Here is a 17,467-nt window from a genome sequence, read left to right as displayed (position 1 = left end):
TTCGGTGCCGCCGAATAACCCCGGAAATGCGCCAGGAATTCCCATAGCAAGCGGCTCGGTCGCGCGTGCGCCACAATGACTCATGGAGTTGCGCCGGGTCGGGGAGCACGGGCTGCTCGTGGTCTGCCCCGATGCGGCCGCCGTACGGGCTGCGTATGCGGAGCTGCGGGCCAGGGCCGACGAGCTGGGCGCCGTGGAGGTCGTCCCGGCCGCGAGGACGGTACTGCTCGACGGCCTGGCGGATGCCGCGGCGACCCAGGCCGCGCTGACCGGGTGGGAGCCGGAGCCGGGCGCCGAGAACCGGTCCGGGGACCTGGTCGAGATCCCGACCCGGTACGACGGTCCCGATCTCGACGAGGTCGCCCGCCAGTGGGAGACGACCACCGCCGACGTGGTCCGGACCCATCAGGCGACGGAGTTCGTGGTCGCGTTCTGCGGCTTCGCGCCCGGGTTCGCGTACTGCACCGGCCTGCCGGAGACGCTCTCCGTCCGGCGCAAGGAGGCGCCGCGGGCCTCGGTCCCGGCCGGTTCGGTGGCGCTCGCCGCGGAGTACACCAGCGTCTACCCGAGCTCCTCTCCCGGCGGCTGGCAGCTGATCGGGCGCACCGACCTGGCCCTGTGGGACCCCGCCGCCGGTACGCCGGCGCTGCTGATGCCCGGGACCCGGGTGAGGTTCACCGATGCCTGACCCCACGATCGAGATCCTCGACCCCGGCGCCCTGACCACGGTCCAGGACCTGGGCCGTCCCGGGCATGCCCATCTCGGCGTGCCGCGCTCGGGTGCGCTGGACGAGCCGGCGCTGCGGCTGGCCAACCGGCTCGTCGGCAACGAGGAGTCCGCGGCGGTGCTGGAGACGACGCTGACCGGGGTGTCGTTCCGGGCGACCCAGGCCGGCCGGCTCGCCGTCACCGGCGCGGCCTGCACGATCCGGGTGGCGCAGCGCTCGGTGGCCTGGGGCGCCGCTGTCCCGGTCCCGGCCGGCGCCGTCGTGGAGGTCGGAGCCGCTGCGCTCGGGCTGCGGTCCTACGTGGCGCTGGCCGGCGGTGTCGCCGTCGTACCGGTGCTCGGGTCGCGGTCGACGGACCTGCTCTCCGGGCTCGGGCCGCCGCCGTTGCGGACCGGTGACGTGCTGCCCCTGGGCGCCCCGGGCCCGGCCCCGAGCGCGGCCGAGGTCGTCCGCCGTACGCCGGAACGGGTGTTGCGCCTCGACCTCGGTCCGCGCGCCGACTGGTTCACCGAGGAGGCCCTCGACCTGCTCGACGGTGGCGTCTACACCGTGGGCGCGGCGTCGAACCGGATCGGACTGCGGCTGGCGGGACCGGTGCTGGCGCGGCGGCGCGACGCCGAGCTGGCGACCGAGCCGATGGTGCTCGGTGCCGTCCAGGTCCCGCCGAACGGTCAGCCGGTGGTGTTCCTGCACGACCACCCGACGACCGGGGGCTACCCGGTGATCGGCGTCGTCCGGTCGGTGGACCTAGCCGTCTGCGCGCAGGCCCGACCCGGGGACCACCTCACTCTTCGGGTGCTGGACGGCTGAGCCGCAGGGCCGGGTCGTCGGCCGGGAAGCTGCGCACCTTGCCCGCCGGTGTCTCGGTGGTCTCGAAGCGGACGGTGACGACGCCGCGCCCGGATCCCCAGACCCAGCCGGCGCCGTGCTCGTCGTGCACCACGTCGAGACCGGGCAACCAGACCCGGCGCCGTGACATCGCGCTGAGGGCGGTCTCGGTCTCCTCGTCGACCGGGTCGTCGGCGGCTTCGTCGGTGTCGGCGAAGAGGTCGTCCTGGATCCAGTCGGTCAGTGCGGAGACGCCGACCCCGAGGAGGCGGACTCCGCCGGAGGTGTCGAGCTCGCTGAGCAGGGTGCGGGCGACCCGGGCCACCGTGCGGCCGTCGTCGGTCGGACCGGGCAGGGTCGCTGACCGGGTGTGCGTGGAGAAGTCGTGCAGCCGGACCTTCAGCGTCACGGTGCGCCCGGAGAGCCGGGCCTTGCGCAGCCGCTCGGTGACCTTGGCGGCCTGCCGCTCGACCAGGGCGTTGAGGAGCTTGCGGTCGACGTAGTCGGATTCGTAGGTGTCCTCGACGCTGATCGACTTCGCCTCGCGCTCGGCGACCACCGGGCGGTCGTCCTGGGCGCGCGCCAGCTGGTAGAGGTTGCTGCCCTGGGCGCGGCCGAGCACCCGCACCAGCTCATCGGCGGAGATCTCCTCCAGCTCGGCGACCGTGTGCACCCCGATCCGGCGCAGGCTCTCGGCAGTGGCCGGGCCGACGCCCGGGATCACGGTGACCTGCATCGGCCGGAGCAGGTCCTGCTCCATGCCGGGCGCGATCACCACCAGGCCGTCGGGTTTGTCGAGCTCGCTGGCGATCTTGGCGATCAACTTGGAGCTGCCGATTCCCACCGATCCGGTCAGCCCGCCGGTGACGTCGCTGACCCGCTGCTTCAGGTCCCGCGCGAACGCGCTCACGCCGGCGACGGAGAGGTCGGGCAGGTCGGCGGCGGCGAGGTCGACGAATGCCTCGTCCAGGGAGAGCGGCTCGACCAGCGGGCTGATGCTGCGGAGCAGCTCCATCACCGCGGTGCTGGCCTCCCGGTACGCCGGGAACCGCCCGGCCAGGAAGGCGGCGTTGGGGCAGCGGCGCCGGGCCTCGGCCGTCGGCATCGCCGAGTGCACCCCGAAGGCGCGGGCCTCGTACGACGCGGTGGCCACGACCCCGCGGCCACCGACCCCGCCCACGACCACCGGTTTCCCGCGCAGCGACGGCTTGTCGCGCTGCTCGACGGCGGCGAAGAACGCGTCGAGATCGACGTGGAGGATCGTCGGCTCGGCACGCACCCGGCGATCGTACGACGCTGGACCGACGCTGGCGGGCGCTCCACAACCGCGCCGCGGTCACCGGCTGTCCACAGCCTCGCGATCCCCGGTCGCGGCGCCCGCCCGACTCCCGAACGCTGGCGCCATGACCACCTTCACCGCTCGCACCCCCGTTGACCTGCTGGCCGTCGTCCCGCACGTGATCGGCTTCCACCCCGAGGACTCCGTCGTCCTGCTCACCTTCGGCGAGCTGCCGGAGGAGGACCAGCCGCCGTCCTTCCACGCCCGCGTCGACCTGCCGGCGTCCGAGTCCGACCAACGACAGGTGGTCGGCCTGCTCCGGGAGGTGGTGCGGCGGCACGGCGCCTGCGCGGTGGCGGTGCTGCTCTACACCGAGGACCCCGAGGCCGCGCGGGCGTTCGCCGACCTGTTCCTTCCCGCGCTGGAGTCCGACGGGGTGCTGGTGATCGAGGCGCTCCGGGTGGGGCCCGACCGGTTCCACCTTCTCGGCGACGCCGACGGCGCGGGCTTCGAGTACGACCTCAGCCGGCACCCGATCACCGCGAACGCCGCTCTGGAGGGCCGGGTCGTCCATGCGAGCCGGGCTGCGCTCCGCGACAGCCTGCTGGGCACCGACGCGGCGGACGGCCAGGACGTCGCCGATGCGGCCACCGTGTTCGTCGACGGCATCGCCGAGCGGGGCGCGGCGGGCACGCCGCTCGGCGGCCTGCTGGCGGAGCAGGCGGTGTGGTTGCGCCAGTGGCTCGACGACCAGCTGGCCGATCCGCAGCCGATCGAGGCCGGCGACGCGGCCCGGGTGCTGGTGCTGCTCTCGTTCGAGGCGCTCCGCGAGATCGGCTGGGCGCCGATGACCCGGGCGACCGCGCGCGAGCACGTCGAGCTCTGGAGGGGACTGCTCCGCCGGGCACCGGTCGATCTGCGCCCGGGCGTCGGCGGTTTGCTGGCCTTCGCCGCCTGGCTCGCCGGCGACGGAGCGCTCTCCTGGTGCGCGATCGACCGGACGCTGGAGGTCGACGCCGACGACCCGCTGGCCCAGTACGTCGCGACGCTGGTCGGGTCCGCGGTGCCGCCGACCGTCTGGTCGCCGACCCCACCGGAGTCGCTGCGGATCTTCACCGCGTTCGATTAGCGCTCTAGTCTCGCTCCATGGGCCAGGACGTGGACCAGCAGGAATTCAGCCGAGCGGATCGGACGCGGCACCGCGAGAAGGTGCGCCGCTGCCTCGACGTGTTCGCGCTGATGCTGCGCCAGGCCCACTTCGAGGCCGAGGACCCGATGACGGGGCTGGAGATCGAGTTCAACCTGGTCGACGACCAGGGCCGGCCGTCGCTGAAGAACGCCGAGGCGCTCGAGGCGATCGCCAACCCGCTGTTCCAGACCGAGCTCGGCCAGTTCAACCTGGAGATCAACGTGGCTCCGCGCCGGCTCGGCAGCGGGGGAGTGACCGGCTTCGAGTCGGATCTCCGGGCGAGCCTGAACGACGCCGAGGAGCGCTCCGCCGCCGTGGGCGCCCACCTGGTGATGATCGGGATCCTGCCGACCCTGGAGGACGGGCACCTGTCGCCGTCGACGCTCAGCCCGAACCCGCGCTACCAGCTGCTCAGCGACCAGATCCTGCACGCCCGCGGTGAGGACATCGCGATCACGATCAACGGCATCGAGCGGCTGAGCGCCACCGCCGACTCGATCATGCCGGAGGCGGCGTGCACCAGCACCCAGCTGCACATCCAAGTCAGCCCGGACGACTTCGCGTCGTACTGGAACGCGTCGCAGGCGATCGCCGGGATCCAGCTCGCCCTCGGTGCCAACTCGCCGTACCTGCTGGGCCGGGAGCTGTGGAGCGAGACCCGGATCCCGCTGTTCGAGCAGGCCACCGACACTCGCAGCGACGAGCTCAAGGCGCAGGGAGTGCGCCCCCGGGTCTGGTTCGGGGAGCGCTGGATCACCTCGATCTTCGACCTGTTCGAGGAGAACGTGCGCTACTTCCCGGCGCTGCTGCCGATCACCGAGGAGGAGGACCCGCTCGCCGTCCTCGAAGCCGGCGGCACCCCGATGCTGCACGAGCTCCGGCTGCACAACGGGACCATCTACCGCTGGAACCGGCCGATCTACGACGTCAACGACGGCCAGCCGCACCTGCGGGTCGAGAACCGGGTGCTGGCCGCGGGCCCGACGGTGGTGGACACGATGGCGAACGCCGCCTTCTACTTCGGGCTGACCCGGGCGCTCGCCGAGGACGAGCGGCCGCTGTGGTCGCAGATGTCGTTCTCGGCGGCAGAGGAGAACTTCCACGTCGCCGCCCGTGACGGGATCGACGCCCAGGTCTACTGGCCCGGTATCGGACAGGTCTCGGCGACCGAGCTGACCGTACGGCGGCTGCTGCCGCTGGCGCGGACGGGGCTCGCTGCCTGGGGCGTCGACGAGGTCGAGATCTCCCGGCTGCTCGGCGTGATCGAGGCGCGCTGCACGCTGGGTCGGAACGGGGCGAGCTGGTACCGCGACCAGGTGCACGCCCGGCAGGCCGCCGGTGCGGACCGGGCCGAAGCGCTGCGGCTGACGCTGCTGGACTACCGCGAGCGGATGCACAGCAACGAGCCGGTGCACACCTGGTAGGCCGCTCAAGCACTGAGCGCGCGACGCTTCCGGCGGCGCACCCGGCACAGGGTCGGCTCGGTGTCGGTGGTCAGGTCGAACCAGCCGTGCTGGTTCATCACGAAGAAGCCGGGCAGGTCGAGCCCGTGCCGTCCGAACCCCTCCCGGACCGCCGCGAACCAGCCGAAGTCGTGGTCGCCGGGCGAGAGCTCCCCGGTCCGGGTCACCCACGGGACCGGGGTGCTCCGATCGAGGTCCAACCCGTCGAGAGCCCGCTCGATCACGTCCGCCCAGAGCCCCGAGTCGTAGGCCGGCTGCTGCTCGAAGGTCAGGTGGGCGCTGCCCGGGGTGCCGAGGTGCAGCACGGCTGGGCTCCGCTGCCGCGGGACGGTGGAGCCGACGAACCTGATCAGCGCGCGTCGCAGCTGCTCGTGGAGGAGGTCGGGGTCGAGAGGCACCCCACCAGGATCCGCGCTGTCGTGCCGGTCGCGCTGCGACGATCCACAGGGTGCGGATCTCGACGTCCGCGCGCTGCCTCGCGGACCTGAGTCGCGCGCCCCGCGCCGTACTGGGTGATGATGGAGGCATGGCGATCCAGATCACCGGCGACGACGCTGCCGACAAGGTCCTGACCGACGACCCGTTCGCGCTGCTGTTGGGAATGCTGCTGGATCAGCAGTACCCGATGGAGCACGCATTCCGCGGACCGGCGAAGCTGCTCGACCGGTTCGGCACCTTGGACCCGGCGACCATCGCGGCGGCGAACCCCGAGGAGTTCGCGGCGCTCTGCTCGGTGACTCCGGCCGTGCACCGGTTCCCCGGGTCGATGGCGACCAAGATCCAGGCGGTCGCCCGCGACGTCGTCGACATCTACGGCGGGGACGCGTCCCGGATCTGGACCGAGGCCGCCGACGGTTCCGACCTGGTCAAGCGAGTGATGGCGCTGTCCGGCTTCGGCAAGCAGAAGGCGCAGATCTTCACCGCCCTGGTGGCGAAGCAGCTGGGCGTGCACCCGCAGGGCTGGGAGAAGGCGGTGGGGGACTACAGCCTCGACGGGTTCCGGTCGGTGGCCGACGTCGTCGATCCGGAGTCGCTGGGCAAGGTGCGCGCGTACAAGAAGGAGAAGAAGGCCGCCGCGAAGGGCTGATCCATCGCGTACGCCGGTCGCTCGGTCGAGGTCTGGACCGTTTGCAGGGCCGATCGGAGGTTTTCACCGGCGCCATGACAGAATGACGGTGCGGCTGTTGACAGGTACGGCCTTTGCCGCGCCCCAGAAACGCTTCTGCACCGAAATCCACTGTCTGACCGAGAGGTAGTTCGTGTCCTCGAGCTCGTCCACCGCGACCACCCGGAAGTCCGCCAAGACTGCTCCGGCCGCGACGAAGAAGGCACCTGCCAAGACCGCCGCTGCGCCGGCGAAGAAGGCGGCTCCGGCCGCCAAGAAGGCTGCGCCGGCCAAGAAGGCCCCGGCGAAGAAGGCCGCCGCTGTCGAAGAGGTGGCGCTGGTCATCGGTCCTGACGGCAAGAAGGTCCTCCCGGACATCTCCGACGAGCAGTTCGAGGCCGACGTCAAGTCCGACGCGACGATCGTCGAGGACGAGAAGAAGGCCTTCACGGTCTCCGCCGCTGACGACACCGACGAGCCCGAGCAGCAGGTCATGGTCGCCGGCGCGACCGCCGACCCGGTCAAGGACTACCTCAAGCAGATCGGCAAGGTGCCCCTCCTCAACGCCGAGATGGAGGTCGAGCTCGCCAAGCGGATCGAGGCCGGCCTCTTCTCCGAGGAGAAGCTCGGCAAGGGCGGCAAGGTCAGCGCCAAGATGCTCGACGAGCTGACCTGGATCTCCGAGGACGGCAAGCGCGCCAAGAACCACCTGCTCGAGGCCAACCTGCGACTCGTCGTCTCGCTGGCCAAGCGCTACACCGGTCGCGGCATGCTGTTCCTGGACCTGATCCAGGAGGGCAACCTCGGCCTGATCCGTGCGGTCGAGAAGTTCGACTACACCAAGGGCTACAAGTTCTCGACGTACGCGACCTGGTGGATCCGGCAGGCGATCACCCGCGCGATGGCCGACCAGGCCCGCACCATCCGGATCCCGGTGCACATGGTCGAGGTCATCAACAAGCTCGCCCGCGTTCAGCGGCAGATGCTCCAGGACCTGGGCCGCGAGCCCACGCCCGAGGAGCTCGCCAAGGAGCTCGACATGACCCCCGAAAAGGTCATCGAGGTCCAGAAGTACGGCCGTGAGCCGATCTCGCTGCACACCCCGCTGGGCGAGGACGGCGACTCCGAGTTCGGCGACCTGATCGAGGACTCCGAGGCGATCGTCCCGGCCGACGCGGTCAGCTTCACCCTGCTCCAGGAGCAGTTGCACGCGGTCCTAGACACCCTCTCCGAGCGCGAGGCCGGCGTGGTCTCGATGCGCTTCGGCCTGACCGACGGCCAGCCGAAGACCCTCGACGAGATCGGCAAGGTCTACGGCGTGACCCGCGAGCGGATCCGTCAGATCGAGTCGAAGACGATGTCGAAGCTGCGGCACCCGTCGCGCTCGCAGGTCCTGCGCGACTACCTCGACTGACCGAGCGCCAGTCGCGCGAGCGGCCGGGTCTACGGACTCTCGACGGCAGAGATCCGGTACTTCGACACGTCCGCGTCGAGGACGTCCGGTACTGCCGGCGACCCGGGTTCCTCGCTGCCGGACGTGCGGAAGGCCAGGAGCGCCTCGTCGCTCTCCCAGCGCTCGTAGATGACAATCCGCTCCGGGTCGAGCGGATCGGCTGACTGGACGAAGTCGTGGCAGCCGGGTGCCTGACGCGCCTGGGCCGTCACCTCCGCCACGGCTTCGAGGTACTGGTCGCGCTCGCCTTCGGCGACGCGCAGATGCCCGGCAACGATGATCACCGCGTCAGGCTAGCCGCACCTCGGAGACGGTACTCTCGCGGGACTTCTGACAAAGGTGGGCCATCTGATGAACGTCGGCACCGTTGCGGAGCTGTGGCGCTACCCGGTGAAGTCGATGGGCGGCGAACGGATCGAGTCCTCGGTCGTCGACGAGCGCGCGCTGCACGGCGACCGGATGTGGGCCGTCCGTGACCTGGAGCTGAACGCGGTCACCACGGCGCGCCGGATCCCCGCGCTCCTCGGCTGCACCGCTCGCTTCGTCGAGGAGCCGGCGCCGGGCATCGGTCCGGGCGATGTCGCGGACGTCGTCGTCACCTTTCCCGACGGCACCCGGATCGCAAGCACCGATCGGGAGGCCCTGGACGCCCGGCTGAGCGACCTTGCCGGCAAGCGGGTCGCGCTGGTTCCGCTGCCGCCGTTGCACGACAAGGCGGCGTACCGGGGTGTGCTGGCCTCGAAGAAGGACATCCGCCAGCAGTTCGGGATCGCCGACGGCGAAGCCCTTCCGGACCTCTCGATGTTCCCGGTGCGCAAGCTGGCCGAGCTCTCGATCTACGCGACGCCGATCGGCATCTTCGCCGACGCCTACCCGGTGCACCTCGTGACCACGGCGAGCCTGCGGACGATGGCCGCTCACGGCGGGGACTTCGACGTACGGCGGTTCCGGCCGAACATCGTCGTCGACACCGGACTCGACGGGCTGGCCGAGCAGGACTGGATCGGCGGTACCCTCCACGCAGGCGAGGTCAGTGCGCGGATCGAGATCCCGACGGTGCGGTGCACGGTGCCGCTGCGCGAGCAGGCCGGGGTCCCCGCCGACCCGGCGGTGATGCGCGCCGTGTCCCGGTACGGCGACCGCTGCCTCGGCGTGTACGCCGACATCGCGACGACCGGAACCCTCCGGGTCGGCGACGCCGTCGACCTCGACCCGCCCCCGAGCCAGGGCGCCGTCTCGGCGTCGCTCGGGCGGATGGCCGGCCGGCTCAAGCGCAACGCGCTCCGGACCGGCAACCGGATCCTGCCGCGTTGAGCGGACCCGCCCGGGTCAGTCGCGGCGGGTGTTGAGCCGAGCCGCCTGCCGGGTCAGGTGGTCGCGCTCGGCGAGGTTCGGCGCTCGGTGCGCCGCCTCGGCGTACAGGCGGGCCGCGAGCACCGGGTCGCCGTCGCGCTCGTGCAGGTACGCCGCCACCGCGGTGTAACGGGGGAGCGAGTCGTCGATCTCGGCGAGCGCGGCCAGGCCGGCCCGCGGACCGTCGGCCTCACCGACCGCGACCGCGCGATTGAGCCGGACGACCGGGTTGTCGGTGAGGCCGACCAGCTCGTCGTACCACTCCAGGATCTGCACCCAGTCGGTCTCGGCGGCGGTGGCGGCGTCGGCGTGCAGGGCGGCGATCGCGGCCTGGGCCTGGAACTCGCCGAGGCGGTCCCGCGCCAGCGCGGCCTGCAGCACGGACACGCCTTCGGCGATCAGGACGGTGTCCCAGCGGCCGCGGTCCTGCTCGGCGAGCGGGACCAGGCTCCCGTCGGGCGCGGTCCGGGCCTCGCGCCGGGCATAGCTGAGCAGCATCAGGGCGAGCAGGCCGGCGACCTCCGGGTGCTCGATGGCGGCGGCGAGCTGCCGGGTCAGCCGGATCGCCTCGGCTGCGAGGTCGACGTTGCCGGAGTAGCCCTCGTTGAAGACCAGGTAGAGCACCCGCAGAACGGTGGCGACGTCGCCGGGCTGGTCGAGCCGGACCTCGGCCACGGTCCGTTTGGCCCGGCTGATCCGCTGCCCCATCGTCGCCTCGGGCACCAGGTATGCCTCGGCGATTTGCCGGGTGGTGAGCCCGCCGACCGCGCGCAGCGTCAGCGCGACTGCCGACGACGGGGTCAGCGAGGGATGCGCGCAGAGGAAGTAGAGCTGGAGCGAGTCGTCCACCGCGGACGGGGTGCCGGGAGCCGGCTCGTCGTCGAAGACGTCCTCGCGGCGGCGCCGAGAGGTGTTCGCCCTCGTCGCGTCCAGGAACTTGCGCCAGGCCACCGTGACCAGCCACGCCTTCGGATCCCGCGGAGGGTCCGCCGGCCAGACCCGGACCGCCTCCACCAGAGCGTCCTGAACGGCGTCCTCGGCCGCCGCGAAGTCGGCTCCGCGGCGGACGAGGATGCCGAGCACCTGAGGTGTCAGGCTCCGGAGCAGGAGTTCGTCCACGAGTGGGTCAGTCGGCCACGGTGGGCGGCGCGGACATGAACGGGCGCAGCTCGAGCCACTCGTGGATCGGCCTCCCGCCCGCGCCCGGGGCCGCGGAGAGCTCACCGGCGACCTCGAGGGCGCGCTCGTAGCTGTCGACGTCGATCACCATCCAGCCGGCGATCAGGTCCTTGGTCTCCGCGAACGGGCCGTCGGTGACCGGCGGCTTGCCCTCGCCGCCGTACTGGACCCAGGTGCCCTCGGGCGCCAGCCCCTGGGCGTCGACGAACTCGCCGGTGGTCTCGAGCTTGGCTGCGAAGTCGCGCATGAACTGGACGTGGTCGGTGATCTCCTGCGGAGTCCACTGGTCCATGGTCACGAAGTTCTCCGGGACCGGGGCTCCGCGGTAGTGCTTGAGCAGCAGGTACTTCATGGTGATCTCCTCGGTGCTGGTGGGACCCATTGTGGTCGCCTTCACCCCGAGGACGGAGCCGGTGCCGGGTTCTCGACATCTTTCCCGGACTGATTTCGGGTCGATTCGGTGCCACGTGGTCCGGTCCCCGGGCCGCGCAGCAGGACGTAACCGAGCAGGACCGCCATCACGGCCACCCCCGCCCACATCGCCTGCTGCCAGCCGTCGACGAAGGCGTCCTGCGCGGCCCGGACGAGAGACCGGTCCTCGCTGCCGGCGGCGGCCAGCGCGTTGGCGATGCCCTCCCGGGCACGCGCGGCCGTGCCCGCCGGCAGGTCGCCGAGGTGCGGGTCGATCGCGCGGCCGTAGCCGGTGGCCAGCACCGCGCCGAGGAGCGCGACGCCGAGGGCGGTGCCGAGCTCGCGGGTGACGTCGTTGAGGGCCGAGGCGACGCCCTGGCGCTCCCGGGGCAACGCGGTGGTGATCGCCTCGGTCGACGGCGTCATCGACAACCCCATGCCCAAACCCATGGCGAGCATCCCGGGCAGCACCGAGGCGTACCCGCCGTCGACGGAGACCAGCAGCGCCATCAGGGCCAGGCCGAGGCCGCCGAGCAGGATCCCGGCCGCCATCGTCGCGCGGCTTCCGATCCGCGCGGCCAGGTGCGGCGCCAGGCCGGAAGCGGCCATCATCAGCACCGCCATCGGCATCAGCGCCAGGGTCGCGTGCAGGCCCGACCAGCCGAGGACGGCCTGGAAGAAGGGGAACAACACCACGAAGATCCCGGCCTGGACGCCGAACACCCCCAGCAACGCGGCCGAGCCGCTCGCGAGGCCGCGTTCGCGGAAGAGCCGTACGTCGAGCAGCGGCGCGGTCCGGCGCAGCTCCCACCGGGCGAACCCGGCGGCGCCGAGCAGGCCGACTGCCAGGCTCGCCAGCGTCACCGGGGCGCCCCAGCCCTGGTCGGGGCCTTCGTGCAGGAAGAACACCAGGCCGAGGACGGCGACCACCGACGCGAGCGCACCGACGACGTCGAGCGGGTGCTCCGACGGCTCCCGCGAGTTCGGGACCGACCGCAGCGCCGCGACTGCGGCGACGACGACCAGGGCCACCGGCAGCGCGAACAGCCACCGCCAGTCCGCCACGTCGACCAGCACCGCGGACAGATACATCCCGAGGATGCCGCCACCGCCAGCGACCGCCGTCCACACGCCGATCGCCTTGGACCGCTCCTCGTCCGGGAACGTCGAGGTAATCACGGCCAGCGTGACCGGCATGATCATCGCCGCTCCGATCCCGCTGAGCAGCCGGGCCGCGAGCATCACCTCGGACGTCGGTGCCAGTCCGGCCAGCGCGCTCGCCGCCCCGAAGACGGCGAGCCCGGCGAGCAGCACCGGTCGGCGCCCCCAGCGGTCGCCGATCGCGCCGAGCGGCAGCAGGAGTGCGGCCAGGCTGATCGTGTAGATGTTGATGAACCAGAGCACCTCGGTCTGCGAGGCGTCGAACTCGAGCGCGAGCTGGGGCTGCGCGACGTTCAGCCCGGACACCGAGGCGATCACGGCCATCAGCGCGACGCAGACCGCGACCAGGATGGCCCGACGCCGGCGCGGGTCGGTGACGGTCGGCGCGCTCACGCCCGCCGCTCCGCCCGTACGACGACGTCCCGCAGCGTGGTGCCGTGCCCGCCGGCCACCGCGCGGTCCTGCTCGTCCGCGGTGACGATCCGCCACGCGTCGTCGTCCAGGCGCGCGGTGATCGTCGCGGCGGTCGCCGAGGCCTCGGCCGGGGGATGGTCCCCGTGCCCGGAGTCATGGGTGTGCAGGTGGCCGACGATCAGGAGGGTGCCGCCCGGTGCCACCCACCGGGCGATCCGGTCGTAGAACGCCAGCTGCGACATGGCCGGATGCGCGTAGTGGGTCATCACCAGGTCGAACCGGCGGCCCGGATCCCAGGTGGTCAGGTCCGCCTCGACCCACTCCACCGCAGTGGCTGAGCCACCGCGTGCGGCTGCGTGGGTGAGCGCCTCGGCGGAGATGTCGGCCGCGGTCACCTGCCATCCGTGACCGGCCAGCCAGATCGCCTCCGCACCGCTGCCGCAGCCGGCATCCAGGGCGGTGCCCGGTCGCAGGTCCTCGAGCTCGCGCGCGAGGTACGGGTTCGGGGGAGCGCCGGCCATCGTGCCGCCGTCCCGGTCCTGCCAGTGCTGCTCCCAGTAGTCCTTGTCGAACTCGAACGTCATCCGTCCCCCTCTGTCGTGGTCCTTCGAGGATGCGTCGGAGAGTGGCAGATGTGCAAACCTTGTTGCCAAATGGCAAACTCGATCCATGAGCGACGTCGATCAGACCCTGGACTCCGTCGGGCCCCGGCTGAAGCTGCTGCGGGCGCGCCGGGACGTGACGCTGGCCGACCTGGCCGAGGAGACCGGCATCTCCACCAGCACCCTGTCCCGGCTCGAGGCGGGCCTGCGCCGGCCGACCCTGGAGCAGCTGCTGCCGCTCGCGCGCGCCTACGGAGTCACCCTCGACGAGCTGGTGGCGGCTCCGCCGACCGGTGATCCGCGGATCAACCTGCGCCCGATCGAGGGCGGCAACGGCGCGGTGGTGCTGCCGCTGACCCGCCGCGCGGGCGGGATCCAGGCCTACAAGTTCGTGCTGCCGGCCGGTGACGACGACGCCGTACCGGAGCTCCGCACCCATGAGGGCTACGACTGGGCCTATGTGCTGAACGGCACCCTGCGGCTCGTCCTCGGCGAGCACGACCTGCTCCTCAAGCCAGGTGAAGCCGCGGAGTTCGACACCCGCACGCCGCACTGGTTCGGCGCCACCGGCGCCGGGCCGGTCGAGTTCCTCAGCCTGATCGGCAAGCAGGGGGAGCGGGCCCACCTGCGGGCCGCCCCCGGGCGCACCCACCGGTAGCGCAGCGTCGGCCCGGCCCGGCCGGCTGACCGCATGCTGTCCCCGGCCGCTGGATCCCGGCCGGTGCGCATACGGTTGTCCTGTGAAGGCTCTGGTGCTCGAGAACATCCACCCGACCGCTGTCGAGATCCTGGAGGGTCGCGGCTACCAGGTCGACCTGCGCACCGGCGCGATGTCCGAGGCGGAGCTGGTCGACGCGCTGCCCGGCATCAGCCTCCTCGGGATCCGCTCGAACACCACCGTCACCGCGAACGTGCTGGACGCCGCCACCGACCTGGAGGCGATCGGCTGCTTCTGCATCGGCACCAACCAGGTCGACCTGGCCGGTGCGTCGGCGCGGGGGATCGGCGTGTTCAACGCGCCGTACTCGAACACCCGCAGCGTGGTCGAGCTGGTGATCGGCGAGATCATCGCGCTGGCCCGGAGGCTGCCCGAGAAGACCCAGCGGATGCACGACGGGGTCTGGGACAAGTCCGCCGCCGGCAGTCACGAGATCCGCGGCCGGACGCTGGGGATCGTCGGCTACGGCAACATCGGCACCCAGCTCTCCAACGTCGCCGAGGCGATCGGGATGAGCGTGGTCTTCTTCGACACCTCCGACCGCCCCGCGCACGGGAACGCCCGCCGGATGCGGTCGCTCGACGAGCTGCTCGCCGTCTCCGACGTGGTCACCCTGCACGTCGACGGCCGCCCCGGGAACGCCGGCTTCTTCGGTGCCCCGGAGTTCGCCCGGATGAAGCCGCGCTCGATGTTCATCAACGCCTCGCGCGGCATGGTGGTCGACTACGACTCGCTGCGCGAGCACCTGCTCTCCGGGCACATCGCCGGCGCCGCGGTGGACGTCTTCCCGGTCGAGCCGAAGGTCAACGGCGACACCTTCGAGTCGGTCCTGCGCGGGCTCCCCAACGTGATCCTCACCCCGCACGTCGGCGGCTCGACCCAGGAGGCGCAGGGCGAGATCGGCTGGTTCGTGGGCAACAAGCTCGCCAGCTTCGCCCTGGAGGGCAGCACCGCGCTGTCGGTCAACCTCCCGGCGGTAGCGACGCCGCCCCTGGCCGCCGGCCACCGGGTCGGCTTCCTGCACCGCAACGTCCCCGGGGTGCTGGCCGAGTTCAACGCGCTCTTCGCCGGCGACACCCACAACGTCGTCAGCCAACGGCTCTCGACCCGCGACGACCTCGGCTACGTGGTCACCGACGTGTCGTCCCCGCTCCCGGACGAGGCGCTGCAGCGGCTCCGGGAGTCCGAGCACTGCCTGTGGGTGCGCGCCTGGTGACGGTGCGCTACACCAGGTAGTGGAACATCGGGCTGCCCGGGAGCACCCGCTCGACCCCGAGCGGGCTCGCCTCGAGCCGCTCCAGCAACCCGTCGAGGTCCTCGGCCCGGTCCAGCTCGACACCGATCAGCGCCGGCCCGGTCTCGCGGTTGTTGCGCTTGACGTAGTCGAACAGCGTGATGTCGTCGTCCGGTCCGAGGATCTCGTCGAGGAACCTCCGGAGCGCGCCCGGCTCCTGCGGGAAGCTGACCAGGAAGTAGTGCTTGAGGCCCTGGTGGATCAGTGAGCGCTCCAGGATCTCGCCGTACCGGCTGATGTCGTTGTTGCCGCCGGAGACCACGCAGACGACGGTCGATCCCGCCGGAAGGTCGAGTGCGCTCAGCGCGGCGCTGGCGAGGGCGCCGGCCGGCTCGGCGATGATCCCGTCGGACTGGTAGAGCCGGAGCATCTCGGTGCAGAGGTGACCCTCGGCGACGCTGACGACCTCGGCACCGGTGGCCTGGACGAGCGGGAAGGTGTGCTCGCCGACCTTGCGCACCGCGGCGCCGTCGACGAACGGGTCGACCTCGGCGAGGTCGACCGGCAGGCCGGCTGCGAGCGCCGCGGTCATCGAGGCCGCTCCGGCGGGCTCGACGCCGACGATCCGGACCGAGGGGTGCCTGGCGTGCAACCAGGTCGCGACACCGGCGATCAGGCCGCCGCCGCCCACCGGCATCACCACCACGTCGGGCACCCGGCCGAGCTGGTCGACGATCTCGGCGGCGACGGTGCCCTGGCCGCAGATGGTCCGCGGGTCGTCGTACGCCGGGACCAGGGTGGCACCACGGACGGCGGCATCCGCCTCGGCGGCGGCGAACGCGTCCTCGTAGGTGTCACCGACCACGATCACCTGGACCTGGTCGCCGCCGAGGGTCTTGATCCGCTCGCGCTTCTGCCGCGGAGTCGTCCCGGGGACGAAGATCCGGCCGTGCGCGCCCAGGCGCTGGCACGCCAGCGCGACGCCCTGGGCGTGGTTGCCGGCGCTGGCGCAGACGATCCCGCGCGCGAGCGTCTCGGCGTCGAGCTGGACCATCAGGTTGTAGGCGCCGCGGATCTTGTAGGAGCGCACCGGTTGCAGGTCCTCGCGCTTGAGCCAGACCTCGGCGCCGGTCTCCGCCGAGAGCCGGGCGTTGGGCTCCAGCATGGTCCGGGAGGCGGCCTGCGCGACCCTGGGTGCCGATGCCTCGATGGTCTCCGCGGTGACGGGCGGCAAGTCGGTCGGCGCGGTGTTCATGGTCCCTGAAGGTATCGCGAGGTCCGTGGCGCGCCCCCGGCGGGACACCCCACCTTGTTGTGTGTAGGTTCTTATTGCAAACCATTCGCAATAAGGAGTCGATGTGGCCGACTACGCCCTGCCAGACCTTCCCTACGACTACGCGGCGCTCGAGCCGTACATCTCGGGTCAGATCATGGAGTTGCACTACTCCAAGCACCACCAGACCTACGTCAACGGCATCAACACCGCCGTCGAGCAGCTCGCCGAGGCGCGCGAGAACGAGACCTTCGGAAACCTCGGCACCCTGGAGAAGAACCTCGCCTTCCACCTCGGCGGGCACGTGAACCACTCGGTCTTCTGGCCGAACATGTCGCCCGAGGGCGGCGACAAGCCGACCGGCGACCTGGCCGACGCGATCGACGGCTTCTTCGGCTCGTTCGACAAGTTCCGGGCGCACTTCGAGGCCAACGCGATGAGCGTCCAGGGCTCCGGGTGGTCGGTGCTGACCTGGGACATGGTCGCCCAGAAGATGTACGTCATCCAGCACTTCGACCACCAGGGCAACGTGCCGATCTGCATGGTCCCGCTGCTGATGCTCGACATGTGGGAGCACGCCTACTACCTGCAGTACAAGAACGACAAGGCCACCTTCGTCAAGCAGTGGTGGAACATCGTCAACTGGGCCGACGTGGACCGTCGCTACCAGCTCGCCCGGACGCAAACGCCCGGACTGATCCTGTGACCGGCCAGCGCCTGGCCGAGCTCCAGCACGTCGTCGACGCCGGACAGCGCGCCGCCGGCGTCCTGGCGGCTCGGGCGCGCGGGGACCGGGCCGGCGCTGGCGAGCTGCTGCAGACCTTCGCCGACGACCGGGAGCTCGCCACCGGCGCGCTCCTGGTCGCCGAGCTCACGCTGGGCCTGTACGGCGCCGAGACCGGCCGCGACGTCGAGTCCTGCGTGCGCGAGCTCAACCTCCAGCTGGAGCAGGCGCTCGCCGCGCGCGAGTGAGGCTCCGCGGGTGACCGTGGTCACTCGCACTGGCCGGACCTGTTCCGGTACTGCTACGTTCCGCCAGCACGACAAGCACCATCAACTGAATACCGTTTCCGCCCA

At 71.6% G+C, this 17,467-nt stretch carries 19 protein-coding genes; 11 read left to right on the top strand and 8 right to left on the bottom strand.

All coding sequences use genetic code 11. From position 1 onward, the window contains the following. Positions 1-82: 82 nt before the first annotated feature. Both EFK50_RS02740 and EFK50_RS02735 read left to right on the top strand, forming a co-directional pair. Positions 83-688 carry a 5-oxoprolinase subunit B family protein gene (locus EFK50_RS02740; protein ID WP_123226020.1) on the top strand — a complete coding sequence of 202 codons (606 nt, stop codon included), beginning with the start codon at positions 83-85 and terminating at the stop codon, positions 686-688. Then, the gene (locus EFK50_RS02735; RefSeq protein WP_123226019.1) at positions 681-1,538 is read left to right on the top strand and encodes a 5-oxoprolinase subunit C family protein; all 858 of its coding nucleotides are present in this window, start codon (positions 681-683) and stop codon (positions 1,536-1,538) included. Before EFK50_RS02740 ends, EFK50_RS02735 begins: the two co-directional genes overlap by 8 nt. Here EFK50_RS02735 and EFK50_RS02730 read toward each other — a convergent pair. Next, positions 1,513-2,835 (bottom strand): DNA polymerase IV, encoded by a 1,323-nt coding sequence (locus EFK50_RS02730; RefSeq protein WP_123226018.1) that lies wholly within the window; start codon positions 2,833-2,835, stop codon positions 1,513-1,515. The genes EFK50_RS02735 and EFK50_RS02730 overlap by 26 nt on opposite strands. Before the next feature lie 124 nt (positions 2,836-2,959). On the opposite strand from EFK50_RS02730, the gene EFK50_RS02725 reads away from it, so the two are divergent. Together EFK50_RS02725 and EFK50_RS02720 are read left to right on the top strand one after the other, a co-directional pair. Continuing rightward, positions 2,960-3,964 carry a DUF4192 domain-containing protein gene (locus EFK50_RS02725; protein WP_123226017.1) on the top strand — a complete coding sequence of 335 codons (1,005 nt, stop codon included), beginning with the start codon at positions 2,960-2,962 and terminating at the stop codon, positions 3,962-3,964. 17 nt (positions 3,965-3,981) lie between these two features. After that, the gene (locus EFK50_RS02720; RefSeq protein WP_123226016.1) at positions 3,982-5,448 is read left to right on the top strand and encodes a glutamate-cysteine ligase family protein; all 1,467 of its coding nucleotides are present in this window, start codon (positions 3,982-3,984) and stop codon (positions 5,446-5,448) included. A gap of 5 nt (positions 5,449-5,453) precedes the next feature. On the opposite strand, the gene EFK50_RS02715 is transcribed toward EFK50_RS02720, so the two are convergent. Beyond that, positions 5,454-5,885, bottom strand: a complete 432-nt coding sequence (locus tag EFK50_RS02715; RefSeq protein ID WP_123226015.1) for a hypothetical protein — start codon at positions 5,883-5,885, stop codon at positions 5,454-5,456. A gap of 128 nt (positions 5,886-6,013) precedes the next feature. On the opposite strand from EFK50_RS02715, the gene EFK50_RS02710 reads away from it, so the two are divergent. Together EFK50_RS02710 and EFK50_RS02705 are read left to right on the top strand one after the other, a co-directional pair. Next, a complete protein-coding gene (locus tag EFK50_RS02710; protein WP_123226014.1) occupies positions 6,014-6,574 on the top strand; it encodes an HhH-GPD-type base excision DNA repair protein in 561 nt (186 codons plus the stop codon). 172 nt (positions 6,575-6,746) lie between these two features. Next, the gene (locus tag EFK50_RS02705) at positions 6,747-8,006 is read left to right on the top strand and encodes an RNA polymerase sigma factor (protein ID WP_123226013.1); all 1,260 of its coding nucleotides are present in this window, start codon (positions 6,747-6,749) and stop codon (positions 8,004-8,006) included. Between the two features lie 29 nt (positions 8,007-8,035). Here EFK50_RS02705 and EFK50_RS02700 read toward each other — a convergent pair whose 3' ends face one another. Beyond that, the gene (locus tag EFK50_RS02700; protein WP_123226012.1) at positions 8,036-8,329 is read right to left on the bottom strand and encodes a putative quinol monooxygenase; all 294 of its coding nucleotides are present in this window, start codon (positions 8,327-8,329) and stop codon (positions 8,036-8,038) included. A 67-nt stretch (positions 8,330-8,396) separates the two neighbouring features. Here EFK50_RS02700 and EFK50_RS02695 point away from each other — a divergent pair, with 67 nt between their 5' ends. After that, positions 8,397-9,359 (top strand): MOSC domain-containing protein, encoded by a 963-nt coding sequence (locus EFK50_RS02695; protein WP_123226011.1) that lies wholly within the window; start codon positions 8,397-8,399, stop codon positions 9,357-9,359. Positions 9,360-9,374: 15 nt separating this feature from the next. Here the strand turns inward: EFK50_RS02695 and EFK50_RS02690 are convergent, their stop codons facing one another. The 4 genes from EFK50_RS02690 to EFK50_RS02675 are packed head-to-tail and all read right to left on the bottom strand — an operon-like array spanning position 9,375 to position 13,147. Further along, positions 9,375-10,517 carry an RNA polymerase sigma factor gene (locus tag EFK50_RS02690; protein ID WP_123226010.1) on the bottom strand — a complete coding sequence of 381 codons (1,143 nt, stop codon included), beginning with the start codon at positions 10,515-10,517 and terminating at the stop codon, positions 9,375-9,377. 7 nt (positions 10,518-10,524) lie between these two features. Further along, entirely contained in the window at positions 10,525-10,959 is a 435-nt protein-coding gene (locus tag EFK50_RS02685; RefSeq protein ID WP_183407667.1) for a YciI family protein, read from the bottom strand. 11 nt (positions 10,960-10,970) lie between these two features. Further along, complete coding sequence (locus EFK50_RS02680) at positions 10,971-12,542, bottom strand: MFS transporter (protein ID WP_246003998.1); 1,572 nt, start codon at positions 12,540-12,542, stop codon at positions 10,971-10,973. Beyond that, positions 12,539-13,147 (bottom strand): class I SAM-dependent methyltransferase, encoded by a 609-nt coding sequence (locus EFK50_RS02675; protein WP_123226009.1) that lies wholly within the window; start codon positions 13,145-13,147, stop codon positions 12,539-12,541. The genes EFK50_RS02680 and EFK50_RS02675 overlap by 4 nt, the downstream gene beginning before the upstream one ends. An 85-nt stretch (positions 13,148-13,232) precedes the next feature. On the opposite strand from EFK50_RS02675, the gene EFK50_RS02670 reads away from it, so the two are divergent. Together EFK50_RS02670 and serA are read left to right on the top strand one after the other, a co-directional pair. After that, a complete protein-coding gene (locus EFK50_RS02670; protein ID WP_123226008.1) occupies positions 13,233-13,823 on the top strand; it encodes a helix-turn-helix domain-containing protein in 591 nt (196 codons plus the stop codon). An 82-nt stretch (positions 13,824-13,905) separates the two neighbouring features. After that, positions 13,906-15,099: a phosphoglycerate dehydrogenase gene (gene serA / locus EFK50_RS02665; RefSeq protein ID WP_123226007.1), complete on the top strand. Its 1,194-nt coding sequence runs from the start codon at positions 13,906-13,908 to the stop codon at positions 15,097-15,099. A gap of 7 nt (positions 15,100-15,106) precedes the next feature. Here the strand turns inward: serA and ilvA are convergent, their stop codons facing one another. Next, entirely contained in the window at positions 15,107-16,372 is a 1,266-nt protein-coding gene (ilvA, locus tag EFK50_RS02660) for a threonine ammonia-lyase IlvA (protein WP_123226006.1), read from the bottom strand. 103 nt (positions 16,373-16,475) lie between these two features. Between ilvA and EFK50_RS02655 the strand changes: the two genes are divergently transcribed. Both EFK50_RS02655 and EFK50_RS02650 read left to right on the top strand, forming a co-directional pair. Continuing rightward, positions 16,476-17,096: a superoxide dismutase gene (locus EFK50_RS02655; RefSeq protein ID WP_123226005.1), complete on the top strand. Its 621-nt coding sequence runs from the start codon at positions 16,476-16,478 to the stop codon at positions 17,094-17,096. After that, a complete protein-coding gene (locus tag EFK50_RS02650) occupies positions 17,093-17,362 on the top strand; it encodes a hypothetical protein (RefSeq protein ID WP_123226004.1) in 270 nt (89 codons plus the stop codon). Before EFK50_RS02655 ends, EFK50_RS02650 begins: the two co-directional genes overlap by 4 nt. The last annotated feature ends 105 nt before the right edge of the window (positions 17,363-17,467 follow it).

The organism is Nocardioides marmoriginsengisoli (assembly GCF_003725695.1).
GTDB lineage: Bacteria > Actinomycetota > Actinomycetes > Propionibacteriales > Nocardioidaceae > Marmoricola > Marmoricola marmoriginsengisoli.
The sequence above is the reverse complement of the archived record's forward strand: the minus strand, read 5'-3'. Positions and strand labels throughout refer to the sequence as shown.

What these genes read in the sequence shown, in the direction of transcription:
- EFK50_RS02740 (WP_123226020.1), top strand. Translation starts at nt 83, where the DNA reads ATGGAGTTGCGCCGGGTCGGGGAGCACGGGCTGCTCGTGGTCTGCCCC.
- EFK50_RS02725 (WP_123226017.1), top strand. Translation starts at nt 2,960, where the DNA reads ATGACCACCTTCACCGCTCGCACCCCCGTTGACCTGCTGGCCGTCGTC.
- EFK50_RS02675 (WP_123226009.1), bottom strand. Translation starts at nt 13,147, where the DNA reads ATGACGTTCGAGTTCGACAAGGACTACTGGGAGCAGCACTGGCAGGAC.
- EFK50_RS02735 (WP_123226019.1), top strand. Translation starts at nt 681, where the DNA reads ATGCCTGACCCCACGATCGAGATCCTCGACCCCGGCGCCCTGACCACG.
- EFK50_RS02720 (WP_123226016.1), top strand. Translation starts at nt 3,982, where the DNA reads ATGGGCCAGGACGTGGACCAGCAGGAATTCAGCCGAGCGGATCGGACG.
- EFK50_RS02695 (WP_123226011.1), top strand. Translation starts at nt 8,397, where the DNA reads ATGAACGTCGGCACCGTTGCGGAGCTGTGGCGCTACCCGGTGAAGTCG.
- ilvA (WP_123226006.1), bottom strand. Translation starts at nt 16,372, where the DNA reads ATGAACACCGCGCCGACCGACTTGCCGCCCGTCACCGCGGAGACCATC.
- EFK50_RS02670 (WP_123226008.1), top strand. Translation starts at nt 13,233, where the DNA reads ATGAGCGACGTCGATCAGACCCTGGACTCCGTCGGGCCCCGGCTGAAG.
- EFK50_RS02710 (WP_123226014.1), top strand. Translation starts at nt 6,014, where the DNA reads ATGGCGATCCAGATCACCGGCGACGACGCTGCCGACAAGGTCCTGACC.
- EFK50_RS02685 (WP_183407667.1), bottom strand. Translation starts at nt 10,959, where the DNA reads ATGGGTCCCACCAGCACCGAGGAGATCACCATGAAGTACCTGCTGCTC.